This window comes from Quadrisphaera sp. KR29 (genome assembly GCF_052644995.1).
In genome coordinates this window covers 25,944-45,760 of sequence record NZ_JBQXXG010000026.1, presented here as the reverse complement: position 1 = coordinate 45,760, position 19,817 = coordinate 25,944, and the positions used below count along the sequence as shown (strand labels likewise).

The window sequence follows — 19,817 nt, the reverse complement described above, 5'->3', positions numbered from 1 at the left end:
CCACCTGCGAGGTGGCCGATCGCCCATGATCACGGAGGTGGGGTCAGAGCGGGTACTGGCCCGGCTCGCGCCGCAGGGTGATCCAGCGGGTCTCGGTGAAGGCCTCGACGTTGGCCTGCGCGCCGCCGTGCCGCGAGCCCGTGCCGGAGGCGCCCACGCCCCCGAAGGGGGTGTTGGCCTCGTCGTTCACCGTCTGGTCGTTGATGTGCACGATGCCGGTGGGGATGCGGCGCGCCAGCTCCAGCGCGCCGAGGGCGTCCTTGCTGACGATGCCCAGGGAGAGCCCGTACTCGGTGGCGGCCGCCAGCTCCACCGCCTCGTCGTCGGTGGCGTAGGAGACCACCGAGGCGACCGGGCCGAAGACCTCCTCGCAGTACGCCTGCGCGTCCTTCGGGGTGTGCGCGAGCACGGTCGGGCGGTAGAAGAGCCCCTCGTAGGTGCCGCCGGCGCGCAGCTGCGCGCCCTGGGCCACGGCGTCCTGCACCAGGGTGTGCACCCTGTCGCGCTGCACCTCGTCGATGAGCGGACCAAGGTGCACCTGGCCGGCGGCCGGGTCGCCGACGTGCATGGAGTCGGCCTTGGCGGCGAGCTTGTCCACGTACTCGTCGAAGACCGACTCGTGGACGATGTGGCGCCCCACGGTCATGCAGATCTGCCCCTGGTGCAGGAACGAGCCCCACGTGGCCAGGTTCACGGCCTGGTCGACGTCGGCGTCCTCGCGGACCAGGAAGGCGCTGTTGCCGCCCAGCTCCAGGTGGGCGCGCTTGAGGTGTCGCCCGGCCAGCTCGCCCACGGAGCGCCCGGCGCGGGTGGAGCCGGTGAAGGCGATGACGCGCACGCGCGGGTCGGTGACCAGGGCCTCGCCGACGTCGGCGCCACCGGGCACCAGCTGCAGCAGCCCCGGGGGCAGGCCGGCCTCCTCGAAGATCCGCACGAAGGAGACGCCGCCGGTCACGACGGTGCGGGGGTCGGGCTTGAGCAGCACGGCGTTGCCCAGCGCCAGCGCCGGCGCCACCGCACGGATGCCGAGGATGAGCGGCACGTTGAAGGGGGAGATGACGCCGACGACGCCCACCGGCACCTGCTCGGCCAGCGACAGGCGCGGCTCCTCGCTGGACAGCACCGTCCCGCGCGGTGCTGACGGCAGCGAGGCGGCCTCGTAGCACTCCGCGGCGGTCACGTGCAGCGCGAAGCCGGCCAGCGGCGGGATCGCGCCGACCTCGCGCACGTTCCAGCCCATGACCTCCTCGGCGTGCTGCTCCCACAGCTGCCCGGCGCGGCGCAGGACGGCGGCGCGCTGGGGGTGCGGGGTGGCCGCCCAGGCCTTCTGCGCCCGGGCGGCGCCCTCGGCGGCGCGGGCGACGTCGTCCGGACCCGCCATCCCGACGGTGACGAGGGTCTCGCCGGTCGCGGGGGCGGTGGAGGGGGCGGTCGAGGTCCCCTCGACCCACTGCCCGTCGATGAAGATCCTTCCGGCGAAGACGGCCTCGTCGAGGAGGCTGCCGGTCTCGGCGGGGGTGGTCGTGCTGTTCTCGGCGGTGGCGGTCATCGTCGAACCTCCTGCTCGGGCACTGCTGCGCGTGCCCGGACGGTAGGCGATGCCCCCGCGTGCGCGCACACCTGGTTCCGCCAGGTGGGAGGCTCCGCGCCATGACGCTGACCACCCGCACGCTGCAGGTGCTGGGAGCGTTCACCGCCCGGCACCCGCGGCTGCGGCTGGCCGAGGTGGCCGCGGCCAGCGGGCTGCCCCTGACCACCACCCACCGGATCGTGGCCGACCTGGTGGCCTGGGGGGCCCTCGAGCGGGCGCCGGACGGCACCCTGTCGGTGGGCCTGCGGCTGTGGGAGCTGGCCTCCCTCGCACCCCGCGGCCCGGAGCTGCGCGAGGTCGCGCTGCCCTTCCTGGAGGACCTGTACACCGCCACCCGCGAGAACGTGCAGCTGGCGGTCCGCGAGGACCTCGAGAGCGTCTTCGTCGAGAGGCTGACCGGCCCGGACGCCGTCGGCGTCATGACGCGCGTCGGCGCGCGCTTCCCGCTGCCCTCCACCGGCGTGGGGCGGGTGCTGCTCGCCCACGCGCCCGCCGACGTGCAGGACGCCGCGCTGGCGGTGCCCGTGCGCCGCTGGACCGAGCGCACCGAGACCGACCCCGAGCGCCTGCGCGCGCTGCTCGCCGAGGTGCGACGCGCCGGTGTCGCCGTCAGCGACCAGCAGGTCACCGACGGGGCGGCCTCCGTGGCGGCGCCGGTGCGCCGAGGCCGCGGGGAGGTGGTGGCCGCCGTCTCCGTCGTCTACGGCACCGCGCGCACCACGGCGGCGCCCCTCGTCCCGGCGGTGCGCGCCGCAGCACTGGGCATCTCCCGAGCCCTCGCCGCCCGCTCCGGCTCGCTGCCCTGAGCGGCCCTGCTTCCGCCTGTCGGAAGGCCGGCTGCAGCACCCCGCCGTCGTCGTCGATCCTCACCGCACCACGACGACGTGACGCAGCACGACGAGGAGCGCTCCCCATGACGGACGTGCACGCCGAGCCCCTCGCGGCGCCCGGGCAGGTCAGCGCCAAGATCTTCCCGTTCCCGCTCAACGCCTGGTACGCCGCCGCGTGGGACCACGAGGTGACCGCCAAGGAGCCGCTGGCCCGGACGGTGGCGGGCCAGCCGATGGCGCTGTACCGCACGCAGGACGGGCGCCCGGTCGCCCTGGCCGACGCGTGCTGGCACCGGCTGGCGCCGCTGTCGATGGGGAAGCTCGTCGGACGGGACGGCATCCAGTGCCCCTACCACGGCCTGCAGTACAACGCCGCCGGCCGGTGCACGAAGATGCCCGCGCAGGAGACGGTCAACCCCAGCGCGCTGGTGACCTCCTACCCGGTGGAGCAGCGGCACCGGTACGTGTGGGTGTGGCCCGGTGACCCGCTGCTGGCAGACCCGGCGTCGATCCCCGACATGCACCAGATGGACTCCCCGGAGTGGGCCGGGGACGGCCTGACCATCGAGGCGCCGTGCAACTACCAGCTGGTGCTCGACAACCTCATGGACCTCACGCACGAGGAGTTCGTGCACGGCTCGAGCATCGGCCAGGACGAGCTGAGCGAGTCCGACTTCACCACCCGCCGCGAGGCCGACGGCTCGGTGACGGTGACGCGGTGGATGCGGGACGTGGCGCCGCCGCCGTTCTGGCTGAAGAACATCCGCGACAGGTCCCCCGGCTTCGACGGCCGCGTGGACCGCTGGCAGATCATCCACTACTACGCCCCGTCGACCATCTGCATCGACGTCGGTGTCGCCCCCACCGGCACCGGCGCGCCCGAGGGCGACCGCAGCCAGGGCGTCAACGGGTACGTCATGAACACCATCACCCCGGAGACCGAGCGCAGCTCGCACTACTTCTGGGCGTTCATGCGCAACTACCGCCTCGACAGCCAGCTCATCACCACCCAGCTGCGCGAGGGCGTGCACGGGGTGTTCGCCGAGGACGAGGCGATGCTCGCCGCGCAGCAGCGCGCCATCGACGCCAACCCCCGCAAGGAGTTCTACAGCCTCAACATCGACGCCGGCGGGATGTGGGTGCGCCGCATCCTCGACCAGATGCTGCGCGCCGAGGGCCGCGCGTGAGCGCACCCGCGCCGGCCGGGGCCGCCTCGACGGCGCTGCGGCCCGCGCGCGTGGTCGAGGCGCGCGACGTCGCCGACGGCGTCCGCCGCGTCGTCCTCGAGCACGCGCCCGGGCGACCCGCCGAGCCCGGGGCGCACCTGCAGCTGGCCGTCCACGTCGACGCACCCGGCTCGCCCGGCGGCCCGCGCCGGGAGGTGCGCTCCTACTCCGTGGTCGACGCCAGCGCCGACGGCACCCGCTCGGCCATCTCGGTGCTGCTCACCCCGACCTCGCGCGGCGGCGGGCGCTACGTGCACTCGCTCGCGGTGGGGGACGACGTCGAGTGCAGCGCCCCGGTCCAGGGGTTCCCGCTGCGCCTGGGCGCCGGACGCTACCACCTGCTGGCGGGCGGCATCGGCATCACCGCGCTGCTGGCGATGGCCCGGCGCCTGGCTGCGCGGGGCGCCGACGTGGTCCTCGACCACGTGGTGCGCACGCGGTCTCGGGCGGCGTACGCCGACGAGCTCGCCGCCGTGCTGGGGGAGCGGTACCGCCTGCACGTCGACGACGAGCGCGGCGCCTTCGACGTCGCGGCCCTCCTCGACGCCGTCGCCGGTGACCACGACACGGTGCCGGGAGGGGTCGAGGCCTACGTCTGCGGGCCGATCCGCCTCATGGACGCCGTGCGCCGCGGCTGGGAGGCGCGCGGCCTGCCGGCCAGCACGCTGCGCTTCGAGACGTTCGGCAGCTCGGGCTGGTACGCCCCGCAGCCGTTCGAGGTGGCGGTCCCGGAGATCGGGCTGCGCACGACCGTCGGGCCCGGCACCACGCTGCTGGAGGCGCTGCAGCGAGCCGGAGCCGACCTCATGTACGACTGCCGCAAGGGCGAGTGCGGGCTGTGCCGCCTGGAGGTCGCCTCCGTGCGCGGCACCATCGACCACCGCGACGTGTTCCTCAGCCGCCGCCAGCAGGAGGCGGGCACGGCGGTGTGCGTGTGCGTCTCCCGCGTCGCAGCCGCCCCCGGCGCGGACGGTCACGACGCGGGCGCACCGCCCGAGCTGGTCCTCCGCCTGCCCTGACCGCACCGCCCGTTGTCATGGGCGTTGTCCACTCGACCGACCGTGATCATGGGCGTTCGCCCCCCGCTGGGCGGCTTCGCTCCACACCCGCGCGGGCGCAGGGTGGCCCTGGTCCCGCAGGAGTGGACCAGGGCCACCCTGCGCCCAGCAGGGTGGTCAGCCCCAGACGCGGTCGGCGACCCGGACGATGAGCTCGAGCTTGCGCCACTGCTCGTCCTCGGTGAGGTCGTTGCCCTCCTCGGTCGAGCTGAACCCGCACTGCCCGCTCAGCGCCAGCTGCTCCAGCGGCGCGTAGGTCGCGGCCTCCTCGATGCGGCGCACGAGCGCGTCCTCGTCCTCCAGGGCCGGCACCTTGGTGGTGACCAGTCCCAGCACCACGCGCTTGCCGGGCGGCAGGAAGCGCAGGACGTCGAGGGAGCCCGAGCGCTCGTCGTCGAACTCCAGGAAGTAGCCGTCCACGCCGAGGGTGTTGAACAGCATGTCCGCGATCTGCTCGTACCCGCCGGTCTGCGCCCACGAGGACCGGTAGTTGCCGCGGCACAGGTGGGTGGCCACCGCCAGGTCCGCCGGCCGGTCGGCGATAGCCGCGTTGAAGAGGTCGATGAACGCCGGCAGCTGCGTCTCGGCGGTGCCGGCGTTCTTGGGGTCGCCGAAGAAGGTCAGCGACACGTCGTCGAGCTGGGCGTACCGCAGGCCCTGGGCGTGCACCCGGCGCAGCTGCTCGGCGTAGGCGGCGGCGATGTCGGCGCGCAGCCTCGCGTCGGCCTCGGTGCCCGGGCCGCCCTCGCCGTAGGCCTCGGTGCCGTCGAGGGGGATGAAGGTGTTGTGCACCTGGTTGGGCGAGGGCATCGTCAGCTTGGGGGTCTGCCCGGCTCCGAGCTCCTCGGCGGCCCGCTGGAGGAAGGCGAGGTGGTCGGCGAAGACGGTCTGCTCCAGGTGGACCGGTGAGGTGGCCTTGACGCGGGTCAGCGGCACGTCGATCGGCTCGCCGTCCAGCGTGCGGAACTGGCGGGTGAACGCCTCCTTCGCCTCGACGCCGCCGAGGGAGAGGATGAAGTCCTCGTGCCAGTAGTGGCGCCGCAGCTCGCCGTCGGTGACCACGCGCAGGCCGAGGTCGGCCTGGCGGCGCACGACGTCGCGGACGGCGGCGTCCTCGACCTCGCGCAGCTGGTCGGCGGTGATCTCGCCGGCGGCCCGCTGGGCGCGGGCCCGCTTCAGCGCCGCGGGCCGCAGGAGGCTGCCGGTGTGGTCGGCGTGGAAGGGGACCACCTGGTCGCGGGCGGGAGCCTCGGTGCTCGACGTCATCGCCCCAGTCTGCCCGCGGTCCGCGCGGGGGTGTGCGCCGCCCGCGGTCACGGCTCCTGCCCGGGCACCTCCGGGCCGAAGACGAGCTTGCGCAGCAGCGTCCGCAGCGCGTCCCGCTCGGGCTGGCTCAGCGGCGCCAGCGCGGCCTCCTCGGAGGCCGCGGCGAGCGCCGCGGCCTGGCGCAGCACCTCCCGCCCGCGCGGCGAGGCCTGCACGAGGCGTCGGCGCCGGTCGCGGGGGTCGGTGACGCGGGTGACCAGACCGCGCTGCTCCAGCTCGTCGACCAGGGCCACCACCTGGCTGGGGTCGAGCTCGAGCAGGGTGGCCAGCTCGCGCTGCGTCAGCGGCTGCGGCTCGCAGGCGGTGGAGAGCACCGAGTACGAGCGCGCCCGCAGGTCCAGCGGGCGCAGCTCGTGGTTGAGGCGCCGGGTGCCGGCGGCGAAGGCCTTGACGGCCAGGAACTCCACGTCGTGCGCAAGGGCGGCCGAGGAGAACCTGCCCGCGAGCTCCACCGGCACCGCTCCTGACGCGTCGTCGACCACCCGTCGATCCTGCCCTGCCGCCACCCGGCCCAGAAACCGTTGATTTTCTCAACGGTTAGCCGTACGGTCCGTGGACACCGGGCAGCCGGCACACCGAGGTGCGGAGGACGACGACGTGACCACCACCCTGACCGACCGCGTGGCGATCGTGACCGGCAGCGGCGCCGGCCTGGGCGCCGCCTACGCCAGGGCCCTGGCCGCGGCGGGCGCCGCCGTCGTCGTCAACGACGTCAGCGCCGAGGCCACCGAGCGCACCGCGAGCGAGGTCCGCGCCGCGGGGGGCCGCGCCGCCGTCGTCGTCGCCCCGGTCGGCCCCACCGAGACCGCGCAGCAGCTGGTCGACACCGCCGTGAGCGAGTTCGGCCGCCTGGACGCGCTGGTCACCAACGCGGGCGTGCTGCGCGACAGGTCGCTGCTGAAGATGAGCGACGACGACTTCGACGTCGTCGTCGACGTCCACCTGCGCGGCACCTTCACCTGCGTGCGCGCCGCGTGGACCCACTTCAAGGCCACCGGCACCGCGGGGCGCATCGTCGCCGTCGGCTCGCCGACCGGCCAGCGCGGCAACTTCGGCCAGACCAGCTACGCCGCCGCCAAGGCCGGGATCGTCGGCATGGTCCGCACCTGGGCGCTGGAGGTGGGCCGCTCGGGCACCACCGTCAACGCGGTCGTGCCCGTCGCCGCCACCGCGATGACGCGCACCGTCCCCTACTTCGCCGCCGCCGTGGAGGCCGAGGACGCCGGCCGCCCGATGCCCGGCTTCTACCGCGAGGAGCTCGGCTTCGGCACCACCGACGACGTCGCCGGGCTGGTCGTCTACCTGGCCTCCGAGCAGGCCGAGGGCATCAACGGCCAGGTCATCGGGGTGGGCGGTGACCGGCTGCAGCTGTGGAGCCACCCGGAGCCCGTCCTGTCGCTGCACCACCCGGGCGGCTGGAGCGCCGAGGACGTCGCCGAGGTGGCCGCCAGCCAGCTGCGCGCGAACCTGCAGCCCGTGGGGGAGCGCTTCCCCTCGCTGCCCGCCGAGCTCGACCGCAGCACCCGGGCGTCATGACCACCGCCCTGGGCGGCGCGGGCAGCGCGAGCCGCCTCCGCGTCGAGGACCTCGACGCCGTCGACGTGCACGTGCACGTCGAGGAGGGCTGCCACGGCGAGACGGCGCTGCCCGGGGAGTTCGCCGCGGCCGCCGCGAGGTACTTCCGCAGCGACGGCGTCGGCCGCGACCTGGGCGCCATCGCCGAGCACTACCGCGAGCGCCGCACGGCCGCCGTCGTCTTCACCGTCGACGCGCGCACCCAGCTGGGGCGCGTGGGCGTGCCGGTGGCCGAGCTGCTCGACAGGGCCGCCGACCACGCCGACGTGCTCATCCCCTTCGCCTCGGTGGACCCGCGGCGGGGGAGCGCGGCGGTGGCCGAGGCGCGCAGCCTCGTGCGCGAGCACGGCGCCCGGGGCTTCAAGCTGCACCCGACCCTGCAGGGCTTCGACCCCAGCGACCCCGAGCTGCGCCCGCTGTGGGCCGAGGTCTCCGACCTGGGCGTGCCGGTGCTGGTGCACTCCGGGCAGACGGGCATCGGTGCGGGCCTGCCCGGCGGGGGAGGTCTGAAGCTGCGGTACTCGAACCCGATGCTGGTGGACGACGTCGCCGCCGACTTCCCCGACCTGCGGATCATCCTCGCGCACCCGTCGGTGCCCTGGCAGGACGAGGCGATCTCCATCGCCACCCACAAGCCGAACGTCTTCATCGACCTGTCCGGGTGGTCCCCCAAGCGCTTCCCCGACCAGCTCGTGCGCGCCGCGCGCACCTGGCTGCAGGACAAGGTGCTGTTCGGCTCCGACTTCCCCCTCATCACCCCCGACCGGTGGATGCGCGACTTCGAGGGCCTGGGCATCACGGGCCCGGTCCGGCAGAAGATCGTCAAGGACAACGCCGTCCGCCTGCTCGGGCTCGCCTGAGCCCCCCGCCACGCCACCCCGAGACCCAGGAGCACCCCGTGCCCGCACGCACCACCACCCTGGCCGAGCTGCCTGGCCTCGCCGGCACTGAGATCGGCACCTCCGCGTGGGTCACCGTGACCCAGGAGCGGATCGACACGTTCGCCGACGCCACCGACGACCACCAGTGGATCCACGTCGACCCCGCGCGCGCCGCCTCCGGTCCCTTCGGCGCCCCTGTGGCCCACGGCTTCCTGACCCTGTCGCTGTTCATCCCGCTGTGGTCGCAGCTGCTGGAGGTCACCGACGCCACGACGCTGGTCAACTACGGCCTCGACAAGGTCAGGTTCACGTCGCCGGTCACGGCAGGCTCGCGGATCCGGCTCGTGGCCTCGCTCACCTCGGTGACCGAGGTCAGGGGCGGCCTGCAGCTGGCCGTCTCCGGCGTGCTCGAGCTCGAGGGCAGCGAGCGCCCCGCCGTGGTCGTCGAGTTCCTCTCGCGCGCCCTCGCCTGACCCAGGGCGGTCCCAGAGCACCCCAGATCACCGCGACGAGGCGGAGGGAGACGACGTGGTCCACACCGTGGAGGGCCGGGGCATCGGCAGCTGGCCGCGGCTGCGCGCCGTGAGGTCGGCGGGCCGCCCGGCGCTGGTCTTCGACGGCGAGGCGCTCACCTACGAGGCGCTCGCCGACAGGGTCGACGCCCTGGCCGCCGGCCTGCGCGCCCGCGGGGTCTCCCGCGGCGACCGGGTGGCCTACCTGGGCGACAACCACCCCTCCTTCGTGGAGGCGCTGTTCGCCACCACGCGGCTGAGCGCCCTCTTCGTGCCGCTCAACACGCGGCTGGCGGCCCCCGAGCTCGGCTACGTCCTCGCCGACTGCGGCGCCGGCGCGCTCATCAGCACCCCGGCCCTGCGCGAGAAGGGCGACGCCGCCCTCGCGGACGCGGCCCCGCAGGTGCTGCGGGTGCACGTGGGCGGCGACGGCGAGGCCGGCTACGAGGCGCTGCTGGGCGGGGACGCGCTGGACGACCTGCCGGACGTGGGTCTGGACGACCCCGCGCTGGTCGTCTACACCTCCGGGACCACCGGGCGCCCCAAGGGCGCGGTGCTCACCCACGGCAACCTCACCTGGAACGCCCTCAACGTCCTGGTCGACTACGACCTCACCAGCGCCGACCGCGCCCTCATGGTCTCCCCGCTCTTCCACGTCGCCTCGCTGGGCATGGGGTGCCTGCCGGTGCTGCTCAAGGGCGCCACGGTGCTCCTGCAGGAGCGGTTCGTGCCGGCCGAGGCGCTGGCGGCCGTCGAGGCCCTCAGGGCGACGACGATCAGCGGCGTCCCCACGACGTTCCAGCTCATGGCCGAGGACCCGGCCTGGCCGACGACCGACCTGTCCTCCCTGCGGCTCATGACGTGCGGCGGCTCACCGGTGCCGGACCGGGTGCGCGAGGCGTACGAGGCGCGCGGCCTGGCGTTCTCGGGCGGCTACGGCATGACCGAGGCCTCCCCGGGCATCACCCTGCTCCCCCCGCAGCACACGGCGGCGCACCCGCGCTCGGCGGGCCTGGCGCACTTCTTCACCCGGGTCCGCGTCCGCGACACCGCCACCGGCGAGCTGGCGGGCCCCGGAGCGGCCGGAGAGGTGGAGGCGGCCGGGCCCAACACCTTCCTGGAGTACTGGGGGGACCCCGCTGCCACCGCCGGCGCCCGCACGCCCGACGGGTGGCTGCGCACCGGTGACGTGGGCGTGCTGGACGAGGACGGCTTCCTGCGCATCGCCGACCGCCTCAAGGACATGATCATCTCCGGCGGGGAGAACGTGTACCCCGCCGAGGTGGAGAACGCCCTCCTCGGCCTGCCCGGCGTCACCGGCGCCGCCGTCATCGGCCTCCCGCACGAGCGCTGGGGGGAGGTGCCCCACGCCGTCGTCACCCTCGCGCCCGGCACCCGCCTGGACGTGGAGACCGTGGTCGAGCAGCTGTCGGCGTCGCTGGCCCGGTACAAGGTGCCGCGCACGCTCGAGGTGGTCGCCGAGCTGCCGCGCACGGCCAGCGGGAAGGTGCCCAAGCGCCTGCTGCGCCAGCGCCTGGCCGCCGGCGGTGCGTCGTGAGCACCTCCGGCGGCACCCCCGCCGGTCCTGCTGCCCCTGCAGCCCCCGCTGCTCCGGGCGGCCCGTCAGCCGAGCGCGTAGAACCTGATGCAGACGAAGCCCGGCTCCGGGCGCGCCATGCCCACCACCACCGTGCTCGTCAGCCAGGCGTGGGCGGGGGCGTCGGTGGAGAACTGCGCCGAGGTCCGGTAGTAGAACTCCCGCTCGTCGACGGGCTCGCCGGCGTCGGCGCGGGCCTCCACCGCCGGGTCGGCCCTCCACACGCCGCGGTTGCGGATGTCGATGACGGTGCCGTCGTCGGCGCGCAGCAGGTAGCGCGCGTCCAGCTCGGTCTCGCCCGCGCGGGTCGTGTACCAGTCACCGCCGTGGGGCAGGACGACGCCGGACAGCCGCGGACCGTCCACGGTGCCGCCCGTGATGGGGCAGAACCACAGCTCCTCGTGCTCCCCGCGGCCGATGCGCAGCGGCGGCGCCACGGCCACGCGGGCCTCGAAGGCGAAGGTCAGCGACGGCTCGAGCAGGTCGGGCACAGGTCCTCCTGGGGTCAGCGGGCGGCGCGCCGGCGCCGGTTCCCGTGGTGCGCGGCGACACCGCTGCGGCACCTGAACAGGTGAACGGTCGTACGAGATGATGGCCAGGTCAAGAGGTGTGACAGCTGTGTGAACAGGTCACCGGCGGTGCTCGTCACGCGCCCGCACCTGTGATGAAGTCAGACGAACGTACGAGAACAAGCCCAGGGGGCGCGGCGAGGGAGCCGGCGCCGCCCGACGTCCGAGAGGAAGTCCCGTGTCGACGACCCCACCCCCGCTCCACGTCCCCGCCGGCGACGACGTCCACCTCCGCAAGGGGGTCCTGGGCACCGGCAGCATCGTCTTCATGGTGGTCGCCGCCGCCGGCCCGCTGACCGTCCTGGCCGGGGTCGCGCCGCTGGCCATCGCCATCGGCGGCGTCGGAGCGCCCGTCGCCTACCTGTTCAGCGGCTTCGCGCTGGTGCTGTTCGCCGTCGCCTTCACCCGCATGACCAAGCACGTCGGCAGCGTCGGCGCCTTCTACTCCTACGTGACCAAGGGCCTGGGCAAGGGGTGGGGCCTGGCCGCCGCCCTGCTCGCGCTGATGTCGTACAACACCCTGCAGATCGGGGTCTACGGCCTGCTCGCCGTGCAGACCCAGGCCACGCTGCGCGACCTGTTCGGCGTGGACGTGCCCTGGTGGGCCATCGCCGTCGTCGCCATCGGCCTGGTCTACCTCGTCGGGTGGGCCGGCATCGACGTGGGCGCCAAGGTCCTCGGCGTCCTGCTCGTGGCGGAGACCTCGGTGCTGCTGCTGCTGGCCGTCTCGGTGCTCGCCCGGGGCGGCACCGGCACCGTGGACCTCGCCAGCTTCACCCCCTCCGCGGTCTTCAGCCCCGGCATGGGCGCCGCGCTCGCGTTCGCCTTCGCGGCGTACACCGGCTTCGAGTCCACCGCCATCTACCGCCGCGAGGCGCGCGACCCCGCCCGCACCATCCCGCGGGCCACCTACATCGCCATCATCGGCATGGCCGCCTCCTACGCCTTCATCCTGTGGGCCGTCATCCAGGCCTTCGGCTCCTCCGCGGTGCAGGCCGCCGCCCAGGACGACCCGCCGGCGCTGTTCTTCATCGCGATGGAGCAGTACGTCGGGCCCTGGGCTTCCACCCTGATGGCGGTGCTCATCGTCACCAGCGTCTACGCCGCCCAGCTGGCGTTCCACAACACGATCAACCGGTACGCCTTCGCCCTGGCCAAGGAGGGCCTGCTGCCCTCCTTCCTCGCCGCCACCCACCCGAAGCACCGCTCGCCCTACCGGGCCGGCCAGGTGCAGTCGCTGCTGGCGCTGGTCGTGGTGGTGGGCTTCGCCGTCGCCGGCGCCGACCCCTACCTCCAGCTGCTGCTGTGGGTCAACACGCCCGGGGCCCTGGGGATCTCGGCGCTCATGCTGCTCACCGCCGTCGCCTCGGTCGTGTACTTCACCCGGCGCAACCCCGCCGCCGGCTCGCGCGGCACGGTGGTCGCGGGCGTCCTCGCGGCTGTGCTGCTGGGCGTGGGGCTCTTCGTCGCGGTGGACAACATCGCCCTCATCACCGCCCAGGGCCCGCTGACCAACGCCCTGCTCGCCGGCATCGTCCCGCTGACCGTGGTGGCCGGGCTGTTCTACGCCCGCCACCTGCGGCGCCACCGCCCGGCGGTCTACGCCCAGATCGGCGAGGGCCGTGACGAGGAGCCGGCCACCGGCGACCCCCGGGCCGCGGCGCCCGAGGGCTCCGACGCGCCCGGCCCCGTGCCCACGGCCTGAGACCCCCACCCGATCCCGACTCCCGGACGGAACCCCCATGACCACCACCAGCTCCGGCGCCCGCACCAGCGGGCGGGCGCTCGGCACCCTGGCCGACCTCGACCTGTTCAGCGGCGCCCCGCAGGTGGCGAACTTCTGCCGCATGGCCGAGCTCGTGCCCACGGCCGCGATGGCCCCCTCCTCCCACCCGCGCCCGTGGCCCCAGGGGGAGCCCGTGCAGCTGCCGGAGACCTTCTCCTTCGAGGGCGCGCAGCACTCCGTGGCGCAGTTCCTCGACGAGACCGAGACCTCCGCCGTCCTCGTGCTGCACGAGGGCCGGGTGGTGCACGAGAGCTACTACCGCACCGGCGGACCCGAGGTCCCCTGGATCTCGATGTCGGTGGCCAAGAGCTTCGTGGCCACGCTGGTCGGCGTGGCGGTGGCCGAGGGGCTCATCGGCGACGTCGAGGGCCCGATCAGCGACCACGTGCGCGTGGAACCCGGGTCCGCCTACGACGGGGTGAGCATCCGCAGCGTGCTGCAGATGTCCTCGGGAGCGCGGTGGAACGAGGACTACAGCGACCCCGACGCCGACCCGCTGCGCATCGCCGACGCCACCTCCGGGCTCCGCGGCGACCACGACACGATCGTCGCGACGATGCCGCGCGAGGCCGCCCCGGACACCGTGTGCCGCTACAACTCCTGCGACACCCAGGCGCTGGCGGCCCTGGTCCGCGCCGCGACGGGTCGCTCGATGGCCGACTACATGGCCGAGAAGCTCTGCGAGCCGCTCGGCTTCGAGGCGCCCGGGCACTGGATCGTCGACCCGAGGGGCGTGGAGATGGGGTACGCCGGCCTCAACCTCGTGGCGCGCGACTTCGCCCGCCTGGGAGAGCTCTACCGGCGCCGCGGCGAGTGGGACGGCGTGCAGGTGGTGCCCGCGGCCTGGGTGGACGCCGCCACCACGGCCTCGCTGCCCCACCTGCAGCCGGGCCGGGTGCTCGTGGGCACCGGCACCACGCCCGAGGGCTACGGCTACCAGTGGTGGCTGCCGCCGGGCGGGCGCGCGGAGTGGATGGCCGCCGGCGTCTACAACCAGTACGTCTTCGTCGACCCCGCCGCGGGCGTGACGGTGGTGAAGCTCTCCGCCAACCGGCGCTACGGCACGGCCGACGCCGAGCACGCCCACCGCGAGGGCCAGTCGCTGGAGCTGCTGCGGGCGCTCGTCCGGGCCGTCGAGGAGGCCGCCGGCTGACCCGCGCGGGCGCCCGGGGTGCGCCGCCGCGAGGCGCGCCCCGGGAGCCCGCTGCCGTCAGGGGGCAGCGGTGGGGGCGGAGCGCTCCTCGGCCCAGGTGCGCGCGAGCACCGCCAGCAGCCTGCGCAGGGTGTCGCGCACGGCGCGCTCGGCGGCGGCGTCGAGCGGGACGGCGAGGTTGTCGACCTCCAGGCCCGCGAGCACCGCCAGCAGGAGGCGCGCGTCGGTGCGGGGCTGGGCGGAGGCCAGGGCCGTGACGGCCGCCTCCAGGTGCGCCTGCAGGCCCTGCAGCCACGCGGCCGACGCCCGCTGCAGCCCCTCCCGGCGGGTGGACTCGGTGAGGAACTGGTACTCCACCACCAGCTGGGCGCGGTGGGTCGTCAGGCCCTGCACGACGTGGTCGGCGAGCTGGGAGGCCAGCTGCTCGCTGCTCGCGCTGGGCCCGGCGCGGGAGATGGCCGCTACGACGCGGGCGGTCTCGACCTGGGTGTGGCGCAGGAAGGCCGCCTCGACCAGCTCGTCCTTGTCCGCGAAGTAGTACGTCACCGTGCCCAGCGGCAGGCCGGCCTCGGCGGCCACGGTGCGCATGGTGACCGCCTGCAGCCCACCGCCGGCGATGAGGCGCACGGCGGCGTCGATGATGGCGCCCTTGCGCACCGCCCCCTTGCGGCTCGGGGGGACGCGGGGCAGCCCCTGCGGCAGGTCCTCAGCCGCCACGGGGCGCGTCCCCGGCCGCGCGGGACGCGGTGGTGCTCACGCCCGTCCCCGCTCCTCGGCGACGGAGTTGCCCCCGTCGACCACGAGCACCTGGCCCGTGACGTAGGAGGCGCCGGGGGAGGCCAGGAAGGCCACCACCGCGGCCACCTCCTCCGCGCGGCCCGGGCGGCCCAGCGGGGTGGCCCGCCCCGCCCGGAGCTCGTCCTCGGTGGAGGAGGCCGTCGCGATCCAGCCCGGCGCGACGGCGTTGCAGGTGATGCCGCGCGGCCCGAGGTCGACGGCCAGCGACCGCGTGAGCCCCACGACGGCGGCCTTGGCCGCGTGGTAGGCGGCGTCCCCGCCGTAGGCCATCACCGCCCCCGAGACCGAGGACGTGCTGATGATGCGCCCGCTGCCCTCGGGCAGGTGGGGCAGCGCCGCGCGCGTGACGAAGAAGGTCGTGTCCAGGTTGCGCGAGATGCTGGCCCGCCAGTCTTCGTCGGTGGTCGACCCCACCGGCGCTGCCTGCTCCTGGCCCGAGACCGCCAGCATCCCGGCGTTGTTCACCAGCACGTCGAGGCCGCCGAACGCGCCGAGCGCCGTCTCCACCAGCGCCCGCGCGGCCCCGGGGTCGGTCAGGTCACCGGTGAAGCCGACGGCCCTGCCGCCGGCCTCCACCAGCTCCGCGACGCGCTCCTCGATGCGCGCGGTGGTCGAGGCGACGACCACGGCGTGGTCGGCGGCCAGCGCGCGGGCGCAGGCGAAGCCGATGCCCTCCCTGCTGCCCGCTCCGGTGACCACGGCCACGCGGTGGAGCCCCTCCTGTGCCGGCACTGGCGTCCCCTCCCGAGTCGTACGGTCGTACGGGATCCTTGCGGCCCGCGCCGCTCGGCGCAAGGGCCGGCCGGGGGCGGGCCGCCGGGTGCGGCAGCGCACCAGGCGCGGACGGGTCCACGCGCCTGGTGCGCTGGTCTGCGGGCGGGGCGCTCCAGCCCCTGCTCGGCGACGGCCGGGTCAGGCCGGCTGCTGCTGGGTGATGCAGTGGATGCCGCCGCCGAACGCGAAGATGTCGCGGGCGTCCACGAGCACCACCTCGCGGCCGGGGTAGGCCCGCGAGAGCACGCGCGCGGCCGCCGCGTCGCGCTCGTCGTCGTCGAAGGCGCACAGCACCACCGCGCCGTTGGCGACGTAGTGGTTGACGTAGGAGAAGTCGACCAGCTCCCCGTCCACCTCGACGGCGCGCGGTGCCAGCAGCTCGGTGACCTCCAGGCGGCGGCCGCGGGCGTCGGTGGCGGTCCGCAGCAGCTCGAGCACCTCCGCGGAGACCTCGTGGTCGGGGTGGGCGGGGTCGGTCTGGGTGTGCACCAGCACCGCGCCGGGGCGGGTGAAGGCGGCGACGATGTCGACGTGGCCGCGGGTGCCGAACTCCCCGTAGTCGGCGGTCAGGCCGCGCGGCAGCCAGATCGCCGCCGTGGTCCCCAGGTGCGCGTGCAGCTCGGCCTCGACCTGCTCGCGGGTCCAGCCGGGGTTGCGCCCGGGGTCCAGCTGCACGGTGTCGGTGAGCAGCACCGTGCCCTCGCCGTCGACGTGCAGCCCGCCGCCCTCCTGCACCAGCGAGGAGGAGGCCGCGGGCACCCCGGCCAGGCCCGCCACGTGGCGCCCCAGCCGGGAGTCCTGCCCCCAGGCCGCCCAGTCCTGGGCGCCCCAGCCGTTGAAGGTCCAGGCCACGGCGCGCACGCCCTGCTCGCCGCGCACGAAGGTCGGCCCCGAGTCGCGCAGCCAGGCGTCGTCCAGGCCCACCTCGTCGAGCTGCACGCGGGGGTCGAGCAGCTCCCGGGCCGCGCCGACGTCCTGCGGGCGCACGAGCATCCTCACCGGCTCGTGCTGCACCACGGTGTTGGCCACCCGGCTCCACGCGAGGCGGGCGCGGTCCAGGTCAGCGCCGCCGACCTCGCCGAAGGTCTGGTTGGGCGGGGGGAAGGCCATCCACGTGCGGGCGTGCGGCTGCCACTCGGCGGGCATCGTCGTCGTCATCGGTCCTCGCTCCTGGTCGGTCGCCACGGGGCCGGTCACCAGCCGGTGGTCAGGACGTGGTCGAGGGCGTCGGCGAAGGCGTCGGCCGACTGCTGGCTCAGGCACAGCGGCGGCTTGACCTTCAGGACGTTGAGGTGGTCGCCGGTGGGCTGCATGACCACCCCCAGCTCGAGGAGCCGGTCGCAGATCGCGGCGGTCTCCTCGGTGGCCGGCTCGAGGGTCTCCCGGTCGCGCACGAACTCCACCCCGAGGTAGAGGCCCGACCCGTGCACGGTGCCGACCAGGTCGTGGCGGTCACCGAGCTCGGTCAGCCGCTCCTTGAGGTGGGCCCCCACCACGCGCGCGTTCTCCTGCAGGTGCTCGGTCTGGATGACGTCGAGCACCGCGCTGCCGATGGCGGCCGAGACCGGCGAGCCGCCGGTGGAGGAGAAGAAGTAGCCCTGGGTGCGGTACCTGTCGGCGATCTCGCGCCGCGTGATGACGGCACCGAGGGGGTGCCCCGCCCCGATCGACTTGGCCACCGCGACGACGTCGGGCAGCACGCCCTGCTGCTCGAAGCCCCAGAACCACCCGCCCAGGCGGCCGAAGCCCACCTGCACCTCGTCGGCGACGGCGATCCCGCCGTGGCGGCGGACGGCGGCGTACACCTGCTCCAGGTAGCCCTCCGGCAGCGCCACGCCTCCGGCGTTGCCGAAGAACGTCTCGCAGATGAGACCCGCCGGGGGGCGCCCGGAGGCGGCGAGCTCGTCGATGACGGCCACGGCCTCGGGGGCGTAGCGCCACGCGTCCTGGCCGCGGTGGCGGCCGCGGTAGGAGTTGGCGGCGTCGACGGTGTGCACCCAGTCCGGCCGGGTCTCCAGGGCGTTCGGGTTGTCCTGGATCGAGGTCGAGACGGCGTCGCTGGCGTAGGTCCACCCGTGGTAGGCCTCGCGCATCGCGACGACGTCGCGCCGCCCGGTGCTGGCCATCGCCAGGCGGATGGCCAGGTCGGTGGCCTCCGAGCCGGAGTTGACGAAGAAGACCGTGTCGAGCTCGTCGGGCAGGGTGGCGGCCAGGCGCTCGGCGTAGTCGGTGATGGCGCGGTAGTGGAACCGCGAGTTGGTGTTGAGCAGGTGCATCTGGCGGGTGCCCGCCTCCACCACGCGCGGGTGGGCGTGCCCGACGGAGGCGACGTTGTTGACCATGTCGAGCAGCACGCGCCCGTCGACGGTCACGAGGTGCTCGCGCCAGCCGCGCTCGATGCGCGGCGGGGCGCCGTAGTAGTGCTCCTGCACCTCGGCGAGCACGCGGTGGCGGCGCGCGAGCACGTCGTCCTCGGCGCCGCCGGCAGGCGACGGGGACGACGGCGGCGGCGAGGAGGGCAGCCCGAGGGCCGCGCCGGGGTCGCCCACCACCGCGCGCCAGGCCCGCGCCAGGCGCGGCGTGACCCGCGCCGGCGGCGGGGTGCTGCCGGCGGGGTGGCGCTGCACGAGCAGCGGGGTCCGCGCCGGCAGGACGTGCGCGCCACCAGGAGCGCCGTCGTCGCCGGCGTCCTCGCCGAGGGCCCCCGAGACCGTGACGGCCCCACCGCCCGCGGTCCACGTGAGCGACCCGCGGGCCCGGGCCACCCGTCCGCCGCCGGGGGTGAGCGGGGTCGCCCGGGCCAACCACACCGTGGTGCCCGTGGGGGTGCGGTCCGGGCCGGTGGGCAGCGGCTCGCCGGCGGCGGCCAGCACCGGCACCCAGGCCGGCAGCCCGACGACGTCGGCGCCGGCGTCGAGGGCCGCGAGCGCGGCGGCGTCCAGGGTGCCCGCCTCCCGCCAGGCGCCCGCGTCGTTCAGCGGTGACTCCGTGGAGGCGTCCAGCTGCACGGTCCGGACGGGCGGCGGCAGCAGCGGCTCCCCGCTCCACGCGGGCCCCGCCGGCCCGTCGGCCTGGCGGCGGCCCAGGGCCTCGCGCGTCATGGCCGTCAGCACCGCCAGCGGCACCGACACCGCCTGCTGCAGCACGCGCAGCTCCCGGTCCAGCGCCGCGGAGGCGTAGTCGTTGCCCTCGTCCAGGCGCACCTGGGCGCGCCCGCTGAGCACGAGCACCGCGCCGCGCAGCACCACCAGCGGCCACAGGGCGCTCACCTCGGCGTCCAGGAGGTGGCGGCGGGCGTCGAAGGCGCGCACCGCGGGCAGCGCGCTCTCGGGGGAGGCGCCGTCGTGGTGGAGCACCGAGGACACCGTCACGGCGATCTCCGCCACCCGCCAGGAGGCCGTGACGTCACCGAAGTCGATGACGGCGTCGGGGACGGCCGCGCCCTCGCGGCGCAGGACGTTGTCATCGGTGACGTCGAAGTGGCCCGCCTGCACCGGCAGGTGCCCGGCGACCGGGGCCAGCGCCTCCCGTGCGGCGCTCGCGGCCTCCTGGACCAGCTCGCGCACGGCGGGGTCGGGCTCGGAGGGCAGCAGGACGTCGACGACGCGGGAGGCGTGGCGCAGGTCCCACTGCAGCACCCGGGCGGTGGCGGGGTGGGTGAAGTCCTCCAGCGCCCGGCTGACCGCCGCGGCCAGCTCGCCCATCCCCGCGACGACGGCGGGGGAGAGGTAGCCCGAGCCCATCAGCGTGCGCCCGGCCACGTTCTCGATGACGCGCGCGTGCAGACGGCCCTGGGAGGTCTGCCACCACGCCGACATCGGTCCCCGCGGCCCCTCGACCAGGCGCGGCACCCGCAGCTGGGGGCTGCGCTCGGCCACCACGGCCGCCGCCCGGTCCTGCAGGTCGACCTCGGCCTCGCTGAAGGCGGGGTTGCTGATCTTCAGCACCCCGAGGGGCTCGGGGTGCCCGCTGCGGAACAGGCGCAGGTTCTGGTCCTGCTGGCTGCCCAGGCCCTGCACGTCCACCTCGACGCCGAAGACGTCGGCGACCAGGGCGCGGACCTCGGCCTCGGGCAGGGTCGGGGTGGGCAGGTCCACCTGCGAGAAGTAGTCGAAGACCTGGGTCACGGGTGCTCCCTCGG

Annotated in this window: 17 protein-coding genes; 9 read left to right on the top strand and 8 right to left on the bottom strand. The window is 75.1% G+C overall.

Going from position 1 to position 19,817, the window contains the following annotated elements:
* Positions 1–43: 43 nt before the first annotated feature.
* A complete protein-coding gene (locus ACUN9U_RS17290) occupies positions 44–1,549 on the bottom strand; it encodes a benzaldehyde dehydrogenase (RefSeq protein ID WP_445486234.1) in 1,506 nt (501 codons plus the stop codon).
* A 101-nt stretch (positions 1,550–1,650) separates the two neighbouring features.
* Here ACUN9U_RS17290 and ACUN9U_RS17285 point away from each other — a divergent pair, with 101 nt between their 5' ends.
* The 3 genes from ACUN9U_RS17285 (at position 1,651) to ACUN9U_RS17275 (ending at position 4,666) form a co-directional block, all read left to right on the top strand.
* Complete coding sequence (locus tag ACUN9U_RS17285) at positions 1,651–2,397, top strand: IclR family transcriptional regulator (protein WP_445486233.1); 747 nt, start codon at positions 1,651–1,653, stop codon at positions 2,395–2,397.
* 107 nt (positions 2,398–2,504) lie between these two features.
* A complete protein-coding gene (locus ACUN9U_RS17280; RefSeq protein WP_445486232.1) occupies positions 2,505–3,608 on the top strand; it encodes an aromatic ring-hydroxylating dioxygenase subunit alpha in 1,104 nt (367 codons plus the stop codon).
* Positions 3,605–4,666, top strand: a complete 1,062-nt coding sequence (locus ACUN9U_RS17275) for a PDR/VanB family oxidoreductase (RefSeq protein ID WP_445486231.1) — start codon at positions 3,605–3,607, stop codon at positions 4,664–4,666. Before ACUN9U_RS17280 ends, ACUN9U_RS17275 begins: the two co-directional genes overlap by 4 nt.
* Positions 4,667–4,822: 156 nt before the next feature.
* Here ACUN9U_RS17275 and ACUN9U_RS17270 read toward each other — a convergent pair whose 3' ends face one another.
* Together ACUN9U_RS17270 and ACUN9U_RS17265 are read right to left on the bottom strand one after the other, a co-directional pair.
* Positions 4,823–5,971, bottom strand: a complete 1,149-nt coding sequence (locus tag ACUN9U_RS17270) for a 5-methyltetrahydropteroyltriglutamate--homocysteine S-methyltransferase (RefSeq protein WP_445486230.1) — start codon at positions 5,969–5,971, stop codon at positions 4,823–4,825.
* A gap of 47 nt (positions 5,972–6,018) precedes the next feature.
* On the bottom strand, positions 6,019–6,513 hold the full coding sequence (locus tag ACUN9U_RS17265; protein WP_445486229.1) for a MarR family winged helix-turn-helix transcriptional regulator: 495 nt from the start codon (positions 6,511–6,513) through the stop codon (positions 6,019–6,021).
* Positions 6,514–6,628: 115 nt separating this feature from the next.
* Between ACUN9U_RS17265 and ACUN9U_RS17260 the strand changes: the two genes are divergently transcribed.
* Genes ACUN9U_RS17260 through ACUN9U_RS17245 form a run of 4 tightly spaced genes read left to right on the top strand, consistent with a single transcriptional unit; the run spans position 6,629 to position 10,557 of the window.
* Positions 6,629–7,567: an SDR family NAD(P)-dependent oxidoreductase gene (locus ACUN9U_RS17260; RefSeq protein WP_445486228.1), complete on the top strand. Its 939-nt coding sequence runs from the start codon at positions 6,629–6,631 to the stop codon at positions 7,565–7,567.
* Positions 7,564–8,466 (top strand): amidohydrolase family protein, encoded by a 903-nt coding sequence (locus ACUN9U_RS17255; protein WP_445486227.1) that lies wholly within the window; start codon positions 7,564–7,566, stop codon positions 8,464–8,466. The genes ACUN9U_RS17260 and ACUN9U_RS17255 overlap by 4 nt, the downstream gene beginning before the upstream one ends.
* A 38-nt stretch (positions 8,467–8,504) precedes the next feature.
* Positions 8,505–8,960, top strand: coding sequence for a MaoC family dehydratase (locus tag ACUN9U_RS17250; RefSeq protein ID WP_445486226.1), 456 nt, complete (start codon positions 8,505–8,507; stop codon positions 8,958–8,960).
* Positions 8,961–9,015: 55 nt separating this feature from the next.
* The gene (locus ACUN9U_RS17245) at positions 9,016–10,557 is read left to right on the top strand and encodes an acyl-CoA synthetase (protein ID WP_445486225.1); all 1,542 of its coding nucleotides are present in this window, start codon (positions 9,016–9,018) and stop codon (positions 10,555–10,557) included.
* Between the two features lie 65 nt (positions 10,558–10,622).
* Here the strand turns inward: ACUN9U_RS17245 and ACUN9U_RS17240 are convergent, their stop codons facing one another.
* Positions 10,623–11,087 (bottom strand): DUF3237 domain-containing protein, encoded by a 465-nt coding sequence (locus ACUN9U_RS17240; protein ID WP_445486224.1) that lies wholly within the window; start codon positions 11,085–11,087, stop codon positions 10,623–10,625.
* A 346-nt stretch (positions 11,088–11,433) separates the two neighbouring features.
* Between ACUN9U_RS17240 and ACUN9U_RS17235 the strand changes: the two genes are divergently transcribed.
* Together ACUN9U_RS17235 and ACUN9U_RS17230 are read left to right on the top strand one after the other, a co-directional pair.
* On the top strand, positions 11,434–12,870 hold the full coding sequence (locus ACUN9U_RS17235; protein ID WP_445486237.1) for an APC family permease: 1,437 nt from the start codon (positions 11,434–11,436) through the stop codon (positions 12,868–12,870).
* 37 nt (positions 12,871–12,907) lie between these two features.
* Positions 12,908–14,104 carry a serine hydrolase domain-containing protein gene (locus tag ACUN9U_RS17230; RefSeq protein ID WP_445486223.1) on the top strand — a complete coding sequence of 399 codons (1,197 nt, stop codon included), beginning with the start codon at positions 12,908–12,910 and terminating at the stop codon, positions 14,102–14,104.
* Between the two features lie 57 nt (positions 14,105–14,161).
* On the opposite strand, the gene ACUN9U_RS17225 is transcribed toward ACUN9U_RS17230, so the two are convergent.
* From ACUN9U_RS17225 to ACUN9U_RS17210, 4 genes are all read right to left on the bottom strand, one after another.
* The gene (locus ACUN9U_RS17225) at positions 14,162–14,821 is read right to left on the bottom strand and encodes a TetR/AcrR family transcriptional regulator (protein WP_445486222.1); all 660 of its coding nucleotides are present in this window, start codon (positions 14,819–14,821) and stop codon (positions 14,162–14,164) included.
* 36 nt (positions 14,822–14,857) lie between these two features.
* Positions 14,858–15,634, bottom strand: coding sequence for an SDR family NAD(P)-dependent oxidoreductase (locus ACUN9U_RS17220; protein WP_445486221.1), 777 nt, complete (start codon positions 15,632–15,634; stop codon positions 14,858–14,860).
* A 180-nt stretch (positions 15,635–15,814) separates the two neighbouring features.
* A complete protein-coding gene (locus ACUN9U_RS17215) occupies positions 15,815–16,834 on the bottom strand; it encodes an agmatine deiminase family protein (RefSeq protein ID WP_445486220.1) in 1,020 nt (339 codons plus the stop codon).
* Between the two features lie 35 nt (positions 16,835–16,869).
* Positions 16,870–19,803, bottom strand: coding sequence for an aminotransferase (locus tag ACUN9U_RS17210; protein ID WP_445486219.1), 2,934 nt, complete (start codon positions 19,801–19,803; stop codon positions 16,870–16,872).
* Positions 19,804–19,817 lie beyond the last annotated feature (14 nt).